The sequence below is a fragment of the Agrobacterium leguminum genome (genome assembly GCF_005144435.2).
GTDB classification, from domain to species: domain Bacteria; phylum Pseudomonadota; class Alphaproteobacteria; order Rhizobiales; family Rhizobiaceae; genus Agrobacterium; species Agrobacterium leguminum.
Genome location: NZ_CP120212.1, coordinates 2258866 through 2279364 on the forward strand (window position 1 = coordinate 2258866; position 20499 = coordinate 2279364).

Annotated in this window: 16 protein-coding genes; 13 read left to right on the top strand and 3 right to left on the bottom strand. The window is 61.0% G+C overall.

Translation table 11 applies throughout. The features are described 5' to 3' along the window. Nucleotides 1-4 precede the first annotated feature (4 nt). From fdhF to CFBP4996_RS24835, 3 genes are all read left to right on the top strand, one after another. The gene (fdhF, locus tag CFBP4996_RS24825; protein ID WP_080853419.1) at nucleotides 5-2887 is read left to right on the top strand and encodes a formate dehydrogenase subunit alpha; all 2883 of its coding nucleotides are present in this window, start codon (nucleotides 5-7) and stop codon (nucleotides 2885-2887) included. Between the two features lie 70 nt (nucleotides 2888-2957). Beyond that, nucleotides 2958-3302, top strand: coding sequence for a formate dehydrogenase subunit delta (locus tag CFBP4996_RS24830; protein ID WP_080853418.1), 345 nt, complete (start codon nucleotides 2958-2960; stop codon nucleotides 3300-3302). Nucleotides 3303-3417: 115 nt separating this feature from the next. Next, nucleotides 3418-5070 carry an OFA family MFS transporter gene (locus CFBP4996_RS24835; protein WP_080853417.1) on the top strand — a complete coding sequence of 551 codons (1653 nt, stop codon included), beginning with the start codon at nucleotides 3418-3420 and terminating at the stop codon, nucleotides 5068-5070. A gap of 91 nt (nucleotides 5071-5161) precedes the next feature. Here the strand turns inward: CFBP4996_RS24835 and CFBP4996_RS24840 are convergent, their stop codons facing one another. Genes CFBP4996_RS24840 through CFBP4996_RS24850 form a run of 3 tightly spaced genes read right to left on the bottom strand, consistent with a single transcriptional unit; the run spans nucleotide 5162 to nucleotide 7749 of the window. Beyond that, nucleotides 5162-6058, bottom strand: a complete 897-nt coding sequence (locus CFBP4996_RS24840; protein ID WP_080853416.1) for a dihydrodipicolinate synthase family protein — start codon at nucleotides 6056-6058, stop codon at nucleotides 5162-5164. Nucleotides 6059-6089: 31 nt separating this feature from the next. After that, nucleotides 6090-6971 (bottom strand): SMP-30/gluconolactonase/LRE family protein, encoded by an 882-nt coding sequence (locus tag CFBP4996_RS24845; RefSeq protein ID WP_080853415.1) that lies wholly within the window; start codon nucleotides 6969-6971, stop codon nucleotides 6090-6092. A gap of 58 nt (nucleotides 6972-7029) precedes the next feature. Further along, nucleotides 7030-7749, bottom strand: coding sequence for a FadR/GntR family transcriptional regulator (locus tag CFBP4996_RS24850; RefSeq protein ID WP_003521683.1), 720 nt, complete (start codon nucleotides 7747-7749; stop codon nucleotides 7030-7032). 301 nt (nucleotides 7750-8050) lie between these two features. On the opposite strand from CFBP4996_RS24850, the gene CFBP4996_RS24855 reads away from it, so the two are divergent. From CFBP4996_RS24855 to CFBP4996_RS24900, 10 genes are all read left to right on the top strand, one after another. Further along, nucleotides 8051-10000: an ABC transporter substrate-binding protein gene (locus CFBP4996_RS24855; RefSeq protein ID WP_078053887.1), complete on the top strand. Its 1950-nt coding sequence runs from the start codon at nucleotides 8051-8053 to the stop codon at nucleotides 9998-10000. Nucleotides 10001-10120: 120 nt separating this feature from the next. Beyond that, nucleotides 10121-11107 (top strand): ABC transporter permease, encoded by a 987-nt coding sequence (locus CFBP4996_RS24860; protein ID WP_003521681.1) that lies wholly within the window; start codon nucleotides 10121-10123, stop codon nucleotides 11105-11107. A 9-nt stretch (nucleotides 11108-11116) separates the two neighbouring features. Continuing rightward, nucleotides 11117-12241, top strand: a complete 1125-nt coding sequence (locus CFBP4996_RS24865) for an ABC transporter permease (protein WP_080853414.1) — start codon at nucleotides 11117-11119, stop codon at nucleotides 12239-12241. Nucleotides 12242-12249: 8 nt separating this feature from the next. Next, nucleotides 12250-13974, top strand: coding sequence for an ABC transporter ATP-binding protein (locus CFBP4996_RS24870; RefSeq protein ID WP_162936016.1), 1725 nt, complete (start codon nucleotides 12250-12252; stop codon nucleotides 13972-13974). Between the two features lie 44 nt (nucleotides 13975-14018). Further along, nucleotides 14019-15206 carry a galactarate dehydratase gene (locus CFBP4996_RS24875; protein ID WP_080853413.1) on the top strand — a complete coding sequence of 396 codons (1188 nt, stop codon included), beginning with the start codon at nucleotides 14019-14021 and terminating at the stop codon, nucleotides 15204-15206. Further along, nucleotides 15193-16059, top strand: a complete 867-nt coding sequence (locus CFBP4996_RS24880; RefSeq protein ID WP_137396303.1) for an aldose 1-epimerase — start codon at nucleotides 15193-15195, stop codon at nucleotides 16057-16059. The genes CFBP4996_RS24875 and CFBP4996_RS24880 overlap by 14 nt, the downstream gene beginning before the upstream one ends. 168 nt (nucleotides 16060-16227) lie before the next feature. Next, a complete protein-coding gene (locus CFBP4996_RS24885; RefSeq protein ID WP_080853411.1) occupies nucleotides 16228-17001 on the top strand; it encodes a FadR/GntR family transcriptional regulator in 774 nt (257 codons plus the stop codon). 75 nt (nucleotides 17002-17076) lie between these two features. After that, nucleotides 17077-18585 carry an ABC transporter substrate-binding protein gene (locus CFBP4996_RS24890; RefSeq protein ID WP_080853410.1) on the top strand — a complete coding sequence of 503 codons (1509 nt, stop codon included), beginning with the start codon at nucleotides 17077-17079 and terminating at the stop codon, nucleotides 18583-18585. 68 nt (nucleotides 18586-18653) lie between these two features. Next, nucleotides 18654-19601 (top strand): ABC transporter permease, encoded by a 948-nt coding sequence (locus tag CFBP4996_RS24895; protein WP_020810606.1) that lies wholly within the window; start codon nucleotides 18654-18656, stop codon nucleotides 19599-19601. 12 nt (nucleotides 19602-19613) lie between these two features. After that, nucleotides 19614-20486 (top strand): ABC transporter permease, encoded by an 873-nt coding sequence (locus tag CFBP4996_RS24900; RefSeq protein ID WP_162936015.1) that lies wholly within the window; start codon nucleotides 19614-19616, stop codon nucleotides 20484-20486. Nucleotides 20487-20499 lie beyond the last annotated feature (13 nt).

A 20499-nucleotide genomic window follows, 5' to 3' on the forward strand; every position in this document is an offset into this window, starting at 1 on the left:
GACCATGGCCCTTGTAACAGAATTCGACTATGGAACCCCCAAATCCCACGCAACGGACACGGTGACGCTCACCATCGACGGCAGGCAGGTGACTGTGCCTGCGGGAACGTCGATCATGCGCGCCTCGCGCGAAGCGGGTATCGATGTTCCGAAACTCTGCGCCACCGACATGGTGGATGCCTTCGGTTCCTGCCGCCTCTGTCTGATCGAGGTGGAGGGCCGCAACGGCACCCCCGCCTCCTGCACCACGCCCGTCGCGCCCGGTCTCGTCGTGCACACGCAGACCGAGCGGCTGAAGCAGATCCGCAAGGGCGTGATGGAGCTTTATATCTCCGATCACCCGCTCGACTGTCTGACCTGCGCCGCCAATGGCGATTGCGAGCTGCAGGATATGGCCGGCGCCGTTGGCTTGCGCGATGTGCGTTACGGTTACGAAGGCGACAACCACGTCAAGGCCCGCACCGGCGATGGCGATCTCAATGCCCGCTGGATGCCGAAGGACGAGAGCAATCCCTATTTCACCTACGATCCTTCCAAATGCATCGTCTGCTCCCGTTGCGTGCGCGCCTGTGAGGAAGTGCAGGGCACCTTCGCGCTGACGATAGAAGGCCGCGGTTTTGAAAGCCGTGTGTCGCCCGGCGCGCATGAGGCGTTCCTCGATTCCGACTGCGTTTCCTGCGGCGCCTGCGTGCAGGCCTGTCCGACGGCGACGCTCACTGAAAAATCGGTAATCGAAATCGGCCAGCCGGAACATTCGCTGGTCACGACCTGCGCCTATTGCGGTGTTGGCTGCTCCTTCAAGGCGGAAATGCGCGGTGAAGAGCTGGTGCGCATGGTGCCGTGGAAGGACGGGCAGGCCAATCGCGGCCATTCCTGCGTCAAGGGCCGTTTCGCTTATGGTTATGCCACCCACAGGGACCGCATTCTCAACCCGATGATCCGCGAAAAGATCAGCGATCCTTGGCGGGAAGTCACGTGGGAAGAGGCCTTCTCCCATGTCGCGTCGGAGTTCCGGCGTATCCAGGGTCAATATGGCCGCGAATCCATCGGCGGCATCACCTCGTCCCGCTGCACGAACGAAGAAACCTTCCTCGTCCAGAAACTCATCCGCGCCGGCTTCGGCAATAACAACGTCGATACCTGCGCCCGCGTCTGCCACTCGCCGACGGGCTACGGTCTCGGCCAGGCTTTCGGCACCTCCGCCGGCACGCAGAATTTCGATAGCGTCGAACAGTCCGATGTGGTGCTGGTCATCGGCGCCAATCCGACGGATGGGCATCCTGTTTTCGGCTCGCGGCTGAAGAAGCGGTTGCGGCAGGGCGCGAAGCTGATCGTCATCGATCCGCGCCGTATCGATCTCGTCCGCACGCCGCATGTGGAGGCGTCCTTCCACCTGCCGCTGAAGCCCGGAACGAATGTCGCGGTGCTGACGGCGCTTGCGCATGTCATCGTCACGGAAGGCCTGTTCAACGAAGCCTTCATTCGCGAGCGCTGCGACTGGTCGGAATTCGAGGATTGGGCCGCTTTCGTCGCCGAGCCTCAGCATAGCCCGGAAGAAACCGAAAGCTTCACCGGCGTGCCGGCGGAAGAGGTGCGCGGCGCCGCACGTCTTTATGCCAGGGGTGGCAATGGTGCCATCTATTACGGGCTCGGTGTCACCGAACACAGCCAGGGGTCTACCACGGTCATGGCAATCGCCAATCTGGCCATGGCGACCGGCAATATCGGCCGCCCCGGTGTAGGCGTTAATCCGCTGCGCGGTCAGAACAATGTTCAGGGCTCGTGCGACATGGGGTCTTTCCCGCACGAGCTTCCGGGCTATCGGCATATTTCCGACGATGCCACGCGCGACATCTTCGAGAAACTCTGGGGTGTGAAGCTCAACAACGAGCCGGGGCTGCGTATTCCCAACATGCTCGATGCGGCCGTGGATGGCAGCTTCAAGGGCATCTATATTCAGGGCGAGGATATTCTCCAGTCCGATCCGGATACGAAGCACGTTTCGGCCGGTCTCGCCGCGATGGAATGTGTCGTGGTGCACGATCTCTTCCTGAACGAGACGGCGAATTACGCCCATGTCTTCCTGCCGGGGTCCACCTTCCTCGAAAAGGACGGCACCTTCACCAATGCTGAGCGCCGCATCAACCGCGTGCGCAAGGTCATGTCCCCGAAGAACGGTTATGCCGACTGGGAAGTGACGCAGAAGCTGGCGCAGGCCATGGGTCTTGCGTGGAATTACGCGCACCCGTCCGAGATCATGGACGAGATCGCAGCGACGACACCGAGCTTCGCCGGTGTTTCCTACGACTATCTGGAAGAAAAGGGCTCGGTGCAGTGGCCCTGCAACGAGAAATTCCCGGACGGTTCGCCGATCATGCATGTGGACGGTTTCGTGCGCGGCAAGGGCAAGTTCATCCGCACCGAATATGTGGCGACGGACGAACGCACCGGTCCGCGTTTCCCGCTGCTGCTCACCACCGGCCGCATCCTGTCGCAATACAATGTCGGCGCGCAGACACGGCGCACGGAAAACGTCGTCTGGCATGAGGAGGATCGTCTCGAAATCCACCCGCACGATGCCGAACAGCGCGGCGTGAAGGATGGCGACTGGATCAAGCTCGCCAGCCGGTCGGGCGACACGACGTTGCGGGCGCTGATTACCGACCGTGTGGCGCCGGGCGTGGTCTATACGACTTTCCACCATCCCGGCACGCAGGCGAATGTCATCACTACCGACTTCTCCGACTGGGCGACCAACTGTCCCGAATATAAGGTGACCGCCGTGCAGGTATCGCCTTCCAATGGGCCGACGGAATGGCAGGAGGAATATGATGCGCTTGGCCGCCGTTCGCGGCGGATCAGCGGCAAGCTCGAAGCGGCGGAATAAGGAGGGCCGGGTGCGCCCGGCCTGTCACACACAGAGGCGTCGGCCGACAGCCGGCGCGGGGGAAGAGGTCATGTTGCTCAACCACACCGATGAAAAGCTGGTGAGAATGGCGAACCAGATCGCGACGTTCTTTCTGTCGCAGCCGGAAGATATTCGCATCGAAGGTGTCGCCACCCACATCAACAAGTTCTGGGAACCGCGCATGCGACGCCGGTTCTTCGAGATGGTGGATGCCGGGGCCGGTGATTTTCTGCCGCTTGTGCTTGCCGCGTCGAAGAAGATCAAGCGGCCCGACGATCCGGCGGCCGATGCCGTGGGGCTCGGCGACGACGCGAAGGGCGCGCCGGGCGGCAAAGGAGCAATTGCGGGTGAGTCCCTTTCGGAACCGAGCGTCCCGGAAAGCACAGAGGCTTGAGCGGCGCGACCGCAAAATCACATTTTCGGCCGGACGGGGGACGTTCGGCGATATCGGTGTTCGCCCGGCGGGGCGAACGTGACATGTCCAGACATCCACGAGGGAGGTAATGTCAATGGCAGTAGCAGGTGCGACAGCGGGAGAGGCGGCGCAAGCCGGGTTTTTGGACCGCGAACGAATAATCGCAAGACCGGGTTTCAATCGCTGGCTGGTGCCGCCGGCGGCCCTTGCCATTCATCTATGCATCGGCATGGCCTATGGCTTCAGCGTGTTCTGGCTGCCGCTGTCGAAGGCGCTGCCGGCCACGGACCCCAGTTGCTCCAGCCTCACCCTTCTGGGTGCGCTGTTCACCACTGAGTGCAACTGGCGCGTGGCCGATCTCGGCTGGATCTATACGCTTTTCTTCGTTCTTCTCGGCTGCTCGGCGGCCATCTGGGGCGGCTGGCTGGAAAGAGTGGGGCCGCGCAAGGCCGGCTTCGTTTCCGCCTGCTGCTGGTGCGGCGGTATTCTGGTGGCGGCAATCGGCGTCATCACGCATCAATTGTGGCTGATGTGGCTGGGGGCCGGCGTCATTGGCGGTATCGGTCTCGGCCTTGGCTATATTTCGCCCGTATCGACCCTGATCAAATGGTTCCCGGACCGTCGCGGCATGGCGACGGGCATGGCCATCATGGGATTTGGCGGTGGTGCGATGATCGGCGCGCCGCTCGCCAATCTGCTGATGAACAATTTCAAGACGGATGTTTCGGTCGGCGTCTGGCAGACTTTCGTGGTCATGGCCCTGATCTATTTCGTCTTCATGATGGCAGGCGCTTTCGGTTACCGCATTCCGCCGTCGGGCTGGCGTCCGGAGGGCTGGACCGCGCCTTCCGCCAAAAGCGCCATGATAACCCATCGCCACGTGCATCTGCGCGATGCGCACAAGACGCCGCAGTTCTGGCTCATCTGGGCGGTGTTGTGCCTCAACGTTTCGGCGGGTATCGGCGTCATCGGCATGGCCTCGCCCATGCTGCAGGAAATCTTCGCAGGATCGCTGATCGGCTTACCCGGCGTGGGCTTTGCGGATCTCGATGCCGGGCAGAAGGCGCAGATCGCAGCCATTGCTGCCGGTTTCACCGGGCTGCTTTCCCTGTTCAATATCGGCGGCCGCTTCTTCTGGGCGTCGATGTCCGACAAGATCGGCCGCAAGAACACTTATTTCTGCTTCTTCATTCTCGGCATCATTCTTTATGCGCTGGCGCCGACGCTTGCGACGATGGGCAACAAGGCGCTCTTCGTTCTGGCCTTCGGTATCATCCTGTCGATGTATGGCGGTGGTTTTGCGACCATTCCCGCTTATCTTGCGGATATTTTCGGCACGCAGTTCGTCGGCGCAATTCACGGCCGCCTGCTGACGGCGTGGGCGACTGCGGGCATCGCCGGCCCGGTCGTCGTCAACTACATCCGCGAAGCGCAGATCGCGGCGGGCGTGGCGCCAGGACCCGCGCTCTACACCAGCACCATGTATATTCTGGCGGGCATGCTGGCGATCGGCCTCGTGGCCAATGCTTTCGTGCGGCCGCTTGCGGACAAGTGGTTCATGTCGGATGCGGAGGTCGCGACGCTGCAGGCAAAGACGGCGGCCGCCAATGCCGGTCCGACAGGCTCCTTCGGCATCGGACGTGGCGGGCTGGACACCAAGGCGGCACTTGCCTGGGTTGCTGTCGGTATTCCGCTTCTGTGGGGCGTATGGGTTACCGTGAAGAGCAGCCTTGCACTGTTCGGCTGAGCATCCATCGGCCCGGAAAGCATATGCCGGCTCATGGCCGGCATATGATCTGATAAAAGTGAAAATGTGCAGCTTGCCGGCAAGGCGTCCATCAGCGCCAGCTGGCAAGCAATCCTTCGAGCGTTGTGCGATCTTCTTTGTCCAGACGGGCAAGTCCCGGGGCGCGAACGGGGCCAACCTTCATCCCCAGAATTTCCATGGCTTCCTTCACCACGGTCACGTTTGCACCGTTGCGATATCGTGTCCGCAGCCGTTCGAACAATTCGATCTTTTCGATGATCTTCCGTGCGGCCGGGAAATCGCCGGCCGTCAGGGCGTTGTGAACCTGCAGGGAAAATTGCGGCGCGACATTGACGAGACCGGATGTGAAGCCGCGCGCACCAACCGCCGCGAAGGCAGGCGCCCAGCTTTCAGCCAGTCCGCAGACATATAGAGCGCCGTTCGGATCGGAAGCGGCAATCGCGCGCGACAGAAGCATGATGTCGGTCGTTGCAAACTTGATGCCGGCGACATTCGGGTGGCTCGCAAGCCTTACCATGTCATCGACCGAAAAGCCGTCCGCCCGGACATAGGCGACCAGCGGCAATTCGCTGCCCTCCGCAAGACCGATAAAATAGTCGATCTGCGATTGCGGGGCTGCAAAAGGGTCGACCGGTTGATGCGACATCACGGCGGATGCGCCCATTTCTTTTGCCTGACGCGCCATGGAGAGCGCTTCGCGCTGCGAGCGTCCAATCGCCGCCGTAACCGGGGCTTTGCCGCTGACGCCTTTTATCGCGGCTTCATAAACCTTCAGAATTTCCGCGGGCGTCAAGGCGTAGAATTCGCCCGTATTGCCCGCCGCGACGATATTGTGGATGCCCGCCTTTGCGACACGGGCGTAAACCTCGGCGGTAACACCGGTCTCCACTTCGCCGCTTGCATCGTAAGCCGTTACCGGAACGCCGGAGATGCCCTGCAGGGCCTGGCGAAAATCGAATGTCGTCATCAACTGGGTTCCTTAGGATCAAAAGTCATCTTCAAATGGAGAATTTGTGAACGGGCGTGCCGGCGACCGGCGCATCGAATGCGACAACCGTGCCTGCGGTGGTTATTCCGTCCGTCTCGGTGACGAGACTTGTGAGGTAGATCGTCTTGAGGTCGGGATCGCCGAAACACGGCATGGTCGGCCCCTTGAACGGCAGCCTGTAGACCTCGAACAATTCGCCGTCCGGTGAAAAGCGGTTGAGACGTCCCGCCTGAACGCCGGCGCTCCAGTAACAGCCCTCGCAATCGGTCGCCGCACCGTCCGGCCTGCCTTCATCCGGCGCGAAATCGTGAAGGCGTTCGGCCGGGCCGATCCTGCCGGTCGCGGCGTCGAAATCGAATACCTGATACATGAGGCCGCTGCTGTCGGAATGGTACATGCGTCTGCCGTCCGGGCTCCAGGCAAGCCCGTTCGATGTGAACATGTCGCCATCGATGATGCATTCGATACCGCCATCCGGGGCGACGCGATAGAGGCGTGCATTGCCTGTCTGTACCGCGGCCTCGTCGCGGGTCCCCACCCAGAAATGCCCGTCCGGACCAACCTTTCCGTCGTTGAGGCGGCTGTCAGGCCGCCCGTCGTCCGGGTCGCAGAGAAGATCGAGCTTGCCGCTCGCGGGATCGAGAAGATGCACGCCAGTCTTGAGGCCCGCCACGATCAAGCCATTGTCGCAAAGGCCGAGACAGCCCACCTGGGCGGGCATGTCGTACCTGTCGAGTTTTCCGCCGGGATGCAGGCGGAAAATGGCGGGCGCGAGAATATCGACGAACCACAGATCGCCGGTTCGCTCGTCCCAGGCAGGCGATTCGCCGACCTTCAGCGGGGTATCGATCAGGGAACGGAGCTTCGGTTCTATGATGTGCGGCTGGCTCACTGGTTCCTCTCCCTCATCCGCCCTTTATGATTCTATTTTCGACATTGCAGGGTGCGGCCTAACTGCCGACGCCCTGAAACATGCGGGCGCGCGCCTTCAATATGTGGTCTTTCATCGCGTCATGCGCGGCCTGCTCGCGCCGCGCAAAAATCGCTTCCACGATGGCCGTGTGCTCGTTCTGCACCTCGCGCACATGCTGCGGCGTGCGCTTGAGGCTGAGGCTGCGTGTTACCGACTGGCCGATGGCGAAATGGGGCTTGAACCAGATCCGCACCGTGATGTGGAACTGGTTATGGCTCGCCTTCGCGATGGCTTCGTGCAGGGCGAAGTCTTCCTCCGCGCCGAGATCGTTGCGCTCGAGACACTGTTCCAGCGCGGCAATCGCCTGCTCGATCCGCACCCTGTCCGCGGCCTGCCAGTTGCGCGCCGCAAGCTCAGCTGCGGAAGCCTCCAATCCGGCCCTGAACTCAAAAAAACGCTGCACGTCGGCCAGCGAGCCGACTGGCACCTGTTGCAACACGGAAGAATCCGGCTGCTGGCGTACATAAGAGCCGGATCCCTTTTGCGAAACGATAAGCTCGTCGTTCCGAAGCCGCTCCAGCGCTTCCCGCACAACCGGCCGCGACGCGCCGAACAGCGACGCCAGATTCTGTTCCGATGGCAGCCGCTCGTTCACGGGAAACCGCCCGTCCGAAATCATGCCGACGATTTTTTCGTAGATGATGTCGCTCAGCCGAGTTTCGCCTCGAGCGGCGGCAGATGCAGTGTGATTGTCCATCAGCAGCCCTTCCGTTGCAAATCGCTGAAGTTAATGGGTTTCCTGCATTTCAATCGCAACAGAAATACCGGGGTTTTTGTGAGCGAGGGGGCTGTCCTACCGATTTTTTCTTCAAGCCTGATCCTGAAAACCGGCCTACAAATAAAAAAGATGTAAAAATCTGTCAATACTTGTAATCATCTGAAAACGCCCATATGGTCTGCCCCTGCCGATGGAGGATCGGCGTGCTGGCTGGCCGGGAGGGCCGTCGCGGTTCGGTGAAAGCCGTCTCGCTGCCGGTGATTTTTTGGGAGGATTGTCGATGCGCGATGGCGAAGCATTTTCACTGGGCGTAACGCGCCGAACCTTTATGGCGGGTGTTGGCGGCGTGGCCGCCCTTTCCGTCATCGGGACCTCGGCGCGGGCTGCTGCCGGCAAACAGGCGCCGGAACTGGAGGCGCTGGTAAAGGACGGCAAATTGCCGCCTTTGGCCGAACGTCTGCCGAAAAATCCGATGGTGGTGACGCCGCACGAGAAAATCGGCACCTATGGCGGCACATTGCGCCGTGGCCTGCGCGGTTCGTCGGACCATAACGGCATCCTGCGCATGGTCGGCAATCAGGGCCTTGTCCGCTGGAACATGGATTTTACCGAGGTTTTGCCGAACCTCGCGGTGAAATGGGAAGTCAACGACGATGCCTCGCAATTCACCTTCCATTTGCTGGAGGGCGCAAAATGGTCGGACGGCCACCCCTTCACCGCCGATGACGTGGTGTTCGCCATCGAGGACTGCATCAAGAATAAGGAGCTTTACAGCGCCACGCCGGCGCAGCTTTCCGTGGCCGGCAAGGCGGTCGATGTCGAAAAAGTCGACGATTTCACGGTAAAGTTCAAATTCGCCGCGCCGAATGCGCTTTATCTCGAAAACCTCGCCACGCCGCTCGGCCAGCATCCGACGCTGTTTCCCAAACACTATTGCAGCAAGTTCCTGCCGAAATACAACACGTCGCTCGATGCCGATGTGAAGGCGGCGGGTGTCTCCAGCTGGACCGAACTGTTCCGGGCCAAATGCGGCGATATCGAAATTCCGTCCCGCTGGTCGAATGTCGACAAGCCAACGCTGGACCCGTGGGTGGTGAAGGAGCCTTATTCCGGCGGTGCGACACGCGTGGTCATGACCCGCAACCCTTACTTCTGGCAGGTCGATACCGAAGGCAACCAGTTGCCCTATATCGATGAAATCAATTTCGGCATTTCGCAGGATGTCGAATCGCTGATGCTGAACGTCATTTCCGGCAAGATCGACATTCAGGAGCGCCATATCAGCGTTCTCGCCAACAAGCCGACCCTGTCGCAGAACATGAAAAAAGGTGACTACCGCCTGCTGACGTTGGTGCCGTCTGCTGCGCAGCAGTGCCAGATCTACCTGAACATCACCCACAAAGATCCGGCGATGCGCAAGATGTTCGCCGACAAGTCCTTCCGCCAGGCGTTGTCCATCGCGCTCAACCGGCAGGAAATCATCGACATCGTCTATTTCGGCCAGAGCGAGGGTTATCAGGCCGGGCCGCGCCCGACACATCCCTGGTACAATGAAAAGCTGGCGCGGCAATTCACCGAATATGATGCGGACAAGGCGAACGAGCTTCTCGACAAAGCCGGTTACGACAAGAAGAACGGCAACGGCATGCGGTTGCGGCCTGACGGCCAGCCCGTCTTCTTCTCGATTGACGTCATCCCGACGCTCTATCCCGATCTGGTCGATGCGCTGGAGTTGGTGAAGGCGCAATGGGCGCAGATCGGCGTCGACATCAAGGTCAACACCATCGAACGCGCGCTCTATTATACACGCGGTGATGACAACGCCCATGATGCCGCCGTTTGGCCCGGTCCCGGCGGTCTCGATCCGATGCTCGACCCGCGCGATTTCTTCGCCTTCCACCCGCAGGGGTCGCGTTACGCCATTCCGTGGGCGCTCTGGTACACCTCGAATGGCCAGAAGGGCGAAGAGCCGCCGGAAAGCCAGAAGCAGCGCTTCAAGCTGTTCGATGAGGCGCGCTCGACGGCCGACCTTGCCAAGCGCGGCGAGAAGATGAAGCAGATCTTCGACATTGCGGCGGAAGAGTTCGAGACAATCGGCCTCTGCCTTGCGGTGGGCGGTTTCGGCATCATCCGCAACAATCTGCGCAATGTGCCGGAAACGGAACCCGACAGCTGGACATGGCCCAATCCCGGCCCGGCGCTGCCGCAACAGTTCACCTTCACAAGCTGATATCGCCACATGGGCGTCGCTGCCGTCACGCGGCGACGCCTCTCAGGTTGTTTCGACCACCCACAGCCGTTTCCTTAGTGGAGGGCGGCGCGTGCGGCACAATGTGATTGCGAGAACGACATGCTGCTTTTTATCGTAAAACGCCTGCTGTGGATGATACCGTCCCTGTTTGCCGTCAGTTTCCTTGCCTTTGTCCTGATTCAGCTGCCGCCTGGCGATTATGTGACGACCTATATCGCCACACTGGCCGCCTCCAACGAGGTCATCGACCACAATACGGCGGCGCAGCTGCGCGAACGTTTCGGCCTCGATGACCCGATGATCGTGCAATATCTGAAATGGATATGGGGCATCGTCAGCCGCGGCGATTTCGGCATTTCGTTCGAGTGGCAGCAGCCGGTTTCAGGCCTCATCTGGGAGCGCATGGCGCTGACGCTGGTTCTGGCCATCGCCAGCCTTCTTGCAACCTGGGCTATCGCGCTTCCCATCGGCGTCTTCTCCGCCGTGCGCAAATATTCGATTGGCGACTATCTCTTCACTGCCTTTTCCTTCTTCGGCCTTTCCATACCCTCGTTCCTGCTGGCGCTGGTGCTGATGTATGTCGCGGCGGTGGAGTTCGGGGCCGATGTCGGCGGGCTGTTTTCCGCGGAATACGAGACCGCCTCGTGGAGCATCGCCAAGATGATGGACCTCATGGCCCATATCTGGCTGCCGGTCGCCATTCTTGCCGTGTCTTCCACCGCAAGCCTCATCCGCGTCATGCGCGCCAATATGCTGGATGAATTGCCCAAACCCTATGTCACCACCGCGCGGGCGAAAGGACTGTCCGAGTTCAAGCTGCTGACGAAATATCCGCTCAGAATTGCGCTCAACCCGTTCATCTCCACCATCGCATGGCTGTTGCCCAATCTCATTTCGGGCTCCGTGGTCGTCGCCATCGTGCTCAATCTGCCGACGGCTGCACCGCTGCTTCTGCAGTCGCTGATGGCGCAGGACATGTATCTCGCCGGCGCTTTCGTGCTGTTGATCTGCGCGCTGACGCTAATCGGATCGCTGATCAGCGACATCCTGCTTGCGCTGGTCGATCCGCGCATCCGTCTCGAATAGGAGGGCGCCATGAGCGATATCACCTTGACCACCAATGCCCGGCAGGACCGCGCCGCCGTCGCCTCGCAGTGGCAACTCATCTGGTGGGCCTTCAAGCGCCACAAGCTGGCCATGGCCGCCCTGTTCATCACCATCGCCATGTACATTGTCGCGCTGGTGCCCGGCTTCTTCGCCATCAACGATCCGGTGCTGCAGAATGCGCGGGCCACATTCCACCCGCCGCAGCGCGTCCATTTCATCGATACGACCGAGGGTTTCTCGCTTGGGCTGCATTATTATCCGCTGAAGCTGACCCGCAATCCTGAAACGCTGGCGGCGGTCTTCGTCGAAGATACGGCGAAGAAAATTCCGGTCCAGCTTTTCGGTCGCGGTTACGAATATTCCGTCTTCGGGCTGTTCACCACGGATATCCACCTGCTGGCCTCCACCGATAAAACGCGCCCGCTCTTCCTCTTCGGCGCGGATCGTCTCGGGCGCGATGTCTTCAGCCGCGTGGTGCAGGGGGCGCAGGTTTCCCTGTCGATCGGTCTTGTCGGCGTGTTCTTCTCGTTGCTGCTCGGTGTCGTTCTCGGAGGCATTTCAGGATATTACGGCGGCCGCATCGATTTCGTCATGCAGCGCGTGATCGACTTCGTGCTGTCGCTCCCCACCATTCCCATCTGGCTGGCGCTGGCCGCCGCCCTGCCGCAGGGCTGGCCTGCCACGCTGCAATATATGATGATCACCATCATCCTGTCCCTGACCGGCTGGGCGCAGCTTGCCCGCGTCGTGCGCGGCCGGTTCCTGTCGCTCAGGACCGAAGAATTCGTGGCTGCGGCCCGGCTGGATGGCGTGCCGGAAGGACGCATCATCTTCCGCCATATGCTGCCCAGTTTTTCGAGCCACATCATCGCCTCGGTCACGCTTGCGGTTCCGGCCATGATCCTTGCGGAAACATCGCTGTCCTTCCTCGGTCTCGGTCTCCAGCCGCCCACCATTTCCTGGGGCGTGCTGCTTCGCGAGGCGCAGAATATCCGCTCGATTGCAACCGCACCCTGGTTGTTCCTGCCCGGTGTGGCGGTCGTCATTGCCGTCATGGCGCTCAATCTGCTCGGCGACGGTCTGCGCGATGCAGCCGACCCCTATAACAAGTGAGGTCCCGGATGAGCGACATTCTTTCCATGAAGCCAGCCAAGCCGCTGCTTGAAGTCCGCCATCTGGTCACTGAATTTCCGGTCAGAAACGGCGTTTTCAGGGCCGTCAACGACCTGTCTTTTTCCATCGATCCCGGCAAGACGCTCTGCGTCGTCGGCGAAAGCGGCTCCGGCAAATCCGTCACCGCCCGTTCGATCCTGCAGATCATCGACAGCCCCGGCCGCATCGCGTCCGGATCGATCATCCTCAACCGCGCCGACGGCACCTCTCTGGATCTGGCAAAGCTCGATCCGCGCAGCCGGGCCATCCGCTCGGTGCGCGGCGCTGATATCGCGATGATCTTTCAGGAGCCGATGTCGTCGCTTTCACCCGTGCACACGGTCGGTGACCAGATCACCGAGGTCCTGCGTCTGCATCTGAAGATGAACAAGGCGCAGGCGCGGGCCGAGGCCATCGAGTTGCTGCGGCAGGTGGAAATCCCCAACCCTGAAAAGGCGCTGGATCGTTATGCCTTCCAATATTCCGGCGGTATGCGCCAGCGTGCCATGATCGCCATGGCGCTGGCCTGCAAACCGCAGCTTTTGATCGCCGACGAACCAACGACGGCGCTCGATGTCACCACACAGGCCGAAATCCTCGACCTGATATCGCGGCTGCAAAAGGCGCATGGCATGGCGGTGCTATTCATCACCCATGACATGGGCGTGGTGGCGCAGATTGCCGATGACGTGCTGGTCATGCATCACGGCGTCGCCAAGGAATATGGCACCGTCGATGAGATATTCCACAGCCCGCAGGACGCCTATACCCGCATGTTGATCGGCTCCGTGCTGAAGCTGGAGCAGAAGGCGGAAATCCGGCTTGCGCGGCCTCCGCTCGATCTAACGGCTGCGCCGGTGCTGGAAGTGAACGACCTTTCCATGCACTTCGGCGAGATGAAGGCGCTGGATGGCGTGTCGATCAAGCTATTGCCCGGTGAGACGCTCGGCATCGTCGGCGAAAGCGGCTCCGGCAAGACCACGATGGGCCGCTCCATCATGCGTCTTTACGATCCGACCGGTGGCGCGATGCTCTATCGCCGGGCGGATGGCAGCGTGGTCGATCTGGCCAGGATCGAAGGTGCGGAGCTGAAAGCCGCACGGCGTGAGCTGCGCATGGTTTTCCAGGACCCGTTCGGCTCGCTCAATCCGCGCATGACGGTGGCGCAGGTCATCGGCGAGCCGTTGCTGGTCAACGGCATTGCCAGGGGCAGGGAACTGGATGAACGCGTCTGCGCCCTGATGGAGCAGGTGGGACTGGACCCGAGCGGGCGCGAGCGCTATCCGCACGCCTTTTCCGGCGGCCAGCGCCAGCGCATTGGCATCGCCCGCGCCATCACCCTGAAGCCGCGCATCATCGTGGCGGATGAGGCGACCTCGGCGCTCGATGTTTCTGTGCGGTTCCAGGTGCTGGATCTTCTGATGCGGCTGCAGGATGAGCTGGGCCTCGCCTATATCTTCATCAGCCACGACATCGGGGTCATCCGCTATATGTGCGACCGCGTCGGGGTGATGTATCGCGGCAAGCTGGTGGAAGTGGGAGACGCCGAAAAGGTCTGCAACGCGCCGGATCATCCCTATACGCAGGCGCTTCTTTCCGCCATTCCGCGCCCGGACCCGCGCGACCGGGATCGCACCCGCAGATTCCGCTACGTCGAACCATCCGAAGTCAAGAACGGGGCGGTCGCCCGATAGTGCCGGGCCTGCCGCAGGCTGCAATTCATGAGGAAGACTGAAGCATGAAAATCGATCGCATGCGGGTATTCGTCACCCGCGACAAGGACCGCCCCCGCGTCATCGTCGCTCTCGATACCGATGACGGTTTGACCGGCTGGGGTGAATGTTACAATCACGGCCCCGATCTCGCCCTGCCGCCGGTGCTGGACTACCTCTATGGATTCCTTGCCGGGCAGGACCCGACACGGGTGGAGTATCTCTATAATCTCCTGCTCCAGCAGAACCGTTTTCCACCCGGAGCGCTCGGTCTGTCGGCAATCTCGGCGCTCGATCATTGCCTCTGGGACCTCGCAGCCAAGGCGGCGGGCGTGCCCGTCTACAAGCTGCTGGGCGGCGAAGTGCGCGACCGTATCAAGGTCTATGCCGGTGTCTATACGGCCCCGGATGCGCCGGCGGCGAAGGAGGAATTCGACCGTCTGAACGAGGACTGGGGCTTCACGGCCTTCAAGCTCAGCCCGTGGCGCGTCGATATTCACGCCCATCGCTGGGGGGAGGTGGTGCGCAGTTCCGCCGAATATTTCCGCTCGCTTCGTGAAACGGTGCGGCCTGATTACGACATCGCCTTCGACGCCCATGCCAAGATTTTCGAGCCAGCGGCCGCCCGCCAGCTTGGCAATGCGCTTGCCCCTTACGATCCGCTGTTCTTCGAAGAGCCTTTGCGTCCCGAAAACATCGAGATGTGGGGAGACCTCAAACAGGGGCTGAACTGCACGCTGGCAACGGGGGAAAGTCTCTATAATCGCAATGAGTTCCTGCACCTTCTTCAAGTGAAGGGTGCGGATATCATTCAGCCCGACATCTGCGTCGTCGGCGGCATTTCGGAGATGCGCCGCATCGCCACGCTTGCGGAAGCCCATTTCGTCAGCATCGCTCCGCATAACCCGATGGGCCCGCTCGCCACAGCAGTCAATGTGCATTTTTCCGCCGCCCAGCAGAATTTCCGCATTCTCGAATACCGGCTGCCGAAAGGGCAATGCTACGTCTATGGCGGCACCGATCTCGAAAAACGCGAGGATGAAACCCGCTATGTCGTCGACCCCTACCTGCCGAAGGACGGATATCTGGAACTGAGGCCGGACCGCCCCGGCTGGGGCGTGGAGATGGATGAAAAAGCCATGCAGGAGGATGGCTATGTTCATTGGCAAAGACGGGTGCCGAAACGGCCTGACGGCTCCTATGCCTTCGCCTGAAACGGTTGCGATTGCCTGCGGGCGGCTCTCCGCCCGCTTGCGTCCCGCCTGGGGTGGCAGAATGACTCATCTGCAGCACTCCGACTACGGCGATATTCTGGTGCCGACAACGGAGCAGGAGTTCGAGCCGTTCAACTGGCCGAGGGCCGGCGCATATCCGCTGTTTCCCTATCACAACCGTCTCTATGGCGGGTCCTTCGTCCATGCGGGTATCCGCCATGACCTGCTGCCGCATCCGGCGCTTGCGCCTGACGCCATGCATGGCCCGGCTCACCGCCGGCCGTGGGAGATCTCAGACCTGTCTTCGGATCGGGTCTCACTGGTACTGGACTACGAGGCCGACGGGGAGTGGCCTTTTTCCTTCCGCGCCGAGCAGTCTTTTCTGCTGGAAGACGACAGCCTTACCGTGGAACTGTCGATAACCAATCGCGCGAATGGGCCGGCGCCGATGTCGCTGGGCTGGCATCCCTATCTGGCGGCCGGGCTCGGTTGCGATGCGTGGACGGACGCCAAACTGCAATATCCGCTGGACGCGCAGAACGTGCCAACCGGCCAGCCGCCGGTACCTCGCCCGAACCCCGCCATTCCCGACGCAACGGGATACACATTGCATTTCACCGATTGGTCAAGCGCGCAGGTCGACTTCGACCGGTTTTCACTACGGCTCGAAGCCGATCCCGTTTTCGGCCATCTCGCCGTGCACCGCATGGAGCGCTATCTCTGTCTTGAGCCCGTTTCCATGGCCGCCGGAGCGCTTGGTTTGCCGCAGGCGCAGCGGGAAGGGCAGGGTCTCGCGACGGTTGCTCCCGGCGAGCGCCTGTCGGGGCGCATCAGGCTCTCCATCGATCTTTAGGAGGGGCGGGTGCGTCCATGACGCCTAACCGCTCACCGTTCACCTTCAAAAAACGCCACATGCCCATATTTTGAGCGCCAGTTATTGCCGCTCAAAAATAAGCTTGACGGTGGCAAAAATTTCTCACCAAATGAACCAATGTAAGATTGGTTCAGTAAATGGTGCGACTTGACTGTGAACCCTAACGACAACTCCAACTACGCGCTGGCGAAGTTGCGGGAGTACATTCAGACGCAGGATCTTGCGAAAGACCGTCGCCTGCCGACGGAGCGGGCCTTCGCGGAAACCTTCAATGTCGGCCGGCGAGCGGTCCGTCGTGCTCTTGAGGTTCTGGAAGCCGAAGGTCTGATCTGGCGACGGCAGGGGGCGGGAACCTTTGTGGGTGAAAAGCCCGACGATTGGTCCGCCCAAGTGACGGAACTGGTCGCCGGCACGGATATCATGGAAATCATGGAGGTGCGTCTGCGCATCGAGCCGCAACTGGCGCAGCTTGCGGCCATGCGCGCCAAACCCGCCGAGGTGGAGCGCATGCGCGCCCTCGTCCAGAAGACCGGCCAGAGCACGGATGCCGACGCCAAGGAGTTGTGGGATGGTTCACTTCACCGCCAGATCGCCCAGAGCGCCGGCAACAAATTGTTCCTGTCCATCTTCGATGTCGTCAACCGCATTCGCCAGGACGATGCATGGCAGTCGATACGAGAGCTGGCGCGCCGCAGCGGCACGAACGGCAAGGCTTCCTTCGAGCAGCACATAGCGATCGTCGATGCCATCGCCGATCGCGACCCCGCAAGAGCCGGCGAAGCGATGCGCCAGCACCTTCTCATGCATCAGGAAAGGCTGATCCGCGCCACCTCGCTCGGCTTTCTGGAGGAGAAAGCCGGAGAAGACATTGCCGCCCGCAGCACGGGCGATGCCGAGAATCCGCTCACGCCGGCCTCATAGGCAGCAGGGCAGACCTGCCGGCCTTTCCGGGCCGGCCAATGAAAAAACAAAGATAACCAGACCAGAGGATAGAACATGAAGACAATCAAGACATTGACTGCGGCCTTATTGGCCGGTGCATTCCTGTCCACGCCGGCTATTTCGTCCGAATTGCGCATCGGCCTTAACGATGACGCCGACGTTCTCGACCCCGCGCAATCGCGCACCTTCGTCGGCCGTATCGTTTACACCGCCATGTGCGACAAGCTCGTCGACATTTCGCAGGACATGAAGATCGTTCCCCAGCTTGCCACCGAATGGGCCTGGTCCGAGGGCGGCAAGGTGTTGACGATGAAGATCCGCGATGGTGTGAAATTCCACGACGGCGAGACACTGGATGCGGCGGCTGTGGTCGCCACCATCGAGCGCAACATGACCCTGCCGGAATCCCGCCGCAAGAGCGAGCTTTCCTCGGTCGAAAAGGTCGAGGCCACCGGGCCGCTGGACGTCAAATTCACCCTGAAGACGCCGGATGTCACGCTGCTTGCACAGCTTTCCGACCGCGCCGGAATGATCGTCGCGCCGAAGGCGGCCAAGGAACTGGGCGCGAATTTCGGTTCGAAGCCGGTCTGCGCCGGGCCGTTCAAATTTGTCGAGCGCATCCAGCAGGACCGTATCGTGCTCGAGAAATTCGCCGATTATTGGGACAAGGACAAAATTCTGGTCGACAGGGTCGTTTATCTGCCGATCCCGGATACGACCGTGAAGCTTGCCAATCTTCGCTCGGGAGACCTCGATATCGCCGAGCGCATCTCGGCCTCCGATGCCGAGTCCGTCAAGAACGATGCCAATCTGACCTATGCGGATGTCATCGGACCGGGCTACATGGCCATGTATGTCAATATCAACAATGGTTCGCGTGCGGATAATCCGCTCGGCAAGGACAAGCGCCTGCGTCAGGCCTTTTCCTATGCGATAGACCGGGAAGCGATAGGCCAGATCGTGTTTGAGGGCACGTCCAAGGCAGGCAATCAGGCCTTCCCGCCCACAAGCCCGTGGTTCAACCAGAATCTGCCGGTGCCGGCGCGCGATATCGACAAGGCCAAAGAGCTGATGAAGGAGGCGGGTTACGAAAAGCTCGATATCGAGCTTCAGCACGCCAACAACACGACGCAGACGCAGATGATGCAGGTCATCCAGTCCATGGTCGCGGAAGCGGGCTTCAACGTCACCTTAAAGGCCACGGAATTTGCGACGCTTCTGTCCGAACAGACCGCCGGCAACTACCAGCTCAGCCGTTCCGATTGGTCGGGACGTATCGATCCGGATGGCAATCTGCACCAGTTCGTCACCTGCAAGGGCGGCATCAACGATGTGAAATATTGCAATCCCGAGGTCGACAAGCTGCTGAACGAGGCCCGCGCCTCGACCGAGGATGCGGTGCGCAAGGAAAAATACGATGCCGCAAGCGTCATCCTCAACGATGACATGCCGATCATCTATCTCGGTCACCAGCCCTATGCCTATGCCATTTCCAACAAGGTCAAGGGCTGGGCGCCGTCGCCGGATGGCATGATCCGCCTTCTCGGCGTCTCCAAGGACTGAACGCTTCGCATGCGCCGCACGGCCTTGCCGTGCGGCCCTCACGAATTGGCACGAACGAGGGCCACGCCATGCCTGTTTATATCGGCAAGCGACTGCTGGTCGCTATCCCGACGCTTCTGATCATCTCCATCTTCGTCTTCTCGCTGCAGAAACTGCTGCCGGGCGATCCGGTGCTCGCCATGGCTGGCGAGGAGCGCGATCCGGCGACGATTGAATTCCTGCGGGAGAAATATCGCCTGAACGACCCCGTGCCGCTGCAATATGTCAACTGGCTGGGCGGCGTCGTGACGGGCGATTTCGGTATTTCGCTGCGCACCAACCAGCCGGTGCTGGAGCTTATCGGCCAGAAGCTGCCGGTCACCATTCAGCTGGCGGTGATGGCGATGTTCTTCGCCATGGTCATCGGCATTCCCATCGGCATTCTGGCCGCCGTCAAGAAGAATACGTGGATCGACTACACGGCCAATATCGTGGCGCTTTCCGGCCTCTCCATCCCGAACTTCTGGCTCGGCATCATGCTGATCCTGCTGGTGTCGGTCAAACTCGGCTGGTTGCCGGCATCCGGCTATGAATCGATCTTTGTCGATCCCGTCCGCTCCATCGAAACCATGATCATGCCGGCCTTCGTGCTGGGCAACGCGCTTGCGGCGACGCTGATGCGGCATACACGTTCGGCGATGGTGGCGGTGCTCAGTTCCGACTATATCCGCACCGCCCGCGCCAAGGGGCTTTCGCCGCGCGAGATCATCCTGTCGCACAGTTTCCGCAACGCGCTTCTGCCCGTCATCACGCTGCTGGCGCTGCTCTTCGGCGAATTGCTGGCCGGGGCGGTGCTGACGGAGCAGATTTTCACCATTCCCGGCTTCGGCAAGATGACGGTTGATGCGGTGTTCACCCGCGATTACGCCGTCGTGCAGGGCATCGTTCTTTGCACCGCCGTCGGCTTTATCCTCATGAACCTTCTGGCCGACATTGCCTATGTCCTGCTCAACCCCCGCCTCAGGGCGACGATCTGAGGCCCCGATATCATGACCGTTCTCGATCAAAACCTCTCCGTAACGGTAACGCGGCAGGAAAGCCGCGCCTGGAAGAAGATGAAGCGCAACAAATCGGCGCTTGTCGGCATGGTTATCGTGCTGTTTTTCGCCGTTCTTGCCATCGCCGCGCCGATCCTACCGATTGCCGATCCGGTGGCGACCAGCTGGTCGGCCATCCGCAAGGCGCCCTCGGCCGCCCATTGGCTCGGCACCGACGATCTCGGCCGAGACATCCTTTCCCGCATGATCTATGGCGCGCGCGCCTCGCTGATGGCGGGCGTGGTCTCGGTGATGATCGCCGTGGTCATCGGCGTGCCCTTTGGCCTGATTTCAGGTTATTTCGGCGGCTGGGTGGATATGGTCATATCCCGCATCACCGAAGCGTTGCTGGCCATGCCGTTTCTCATCATGGCGATTGCGCTTGCCGCCTTCCTCGGACCGAGCCTCACCAATGCGATGATCGCCATCGGCCTTTCCGCCATGCCGATTTTCGTGCGGCTGACGCGTGGGCAGGTGCTGGCGGTCAAGACCGAAGATTATGTCGAAGGCGCAAGGTCCATCGGCCTCAACCACATCGACATCATGACGCGTTACATCCTGCCGAATGTCTTCGCCCCCATCATCGTGCAGGCGACCCTGACGGTGGCGACCGCCATCATCGCGGAGGCGAGCCTTTCTTTCCTCGGCCTTGGCCAGCAGGCGCCTGCGCCATCCTGGGGTTCGATGCTGAATACCGCGAAGAATTTCCTCAGCCAGGCGCCGTGGATGACGATGTGGCCCGGCATCGCCATCTTCCTCGTCGTCATCGGCTTCAATCTTCTGGGCGACGGCCTGCGCGACGCGCTCGATCCGCGCGAAGCATGATCTTTTACAAGGA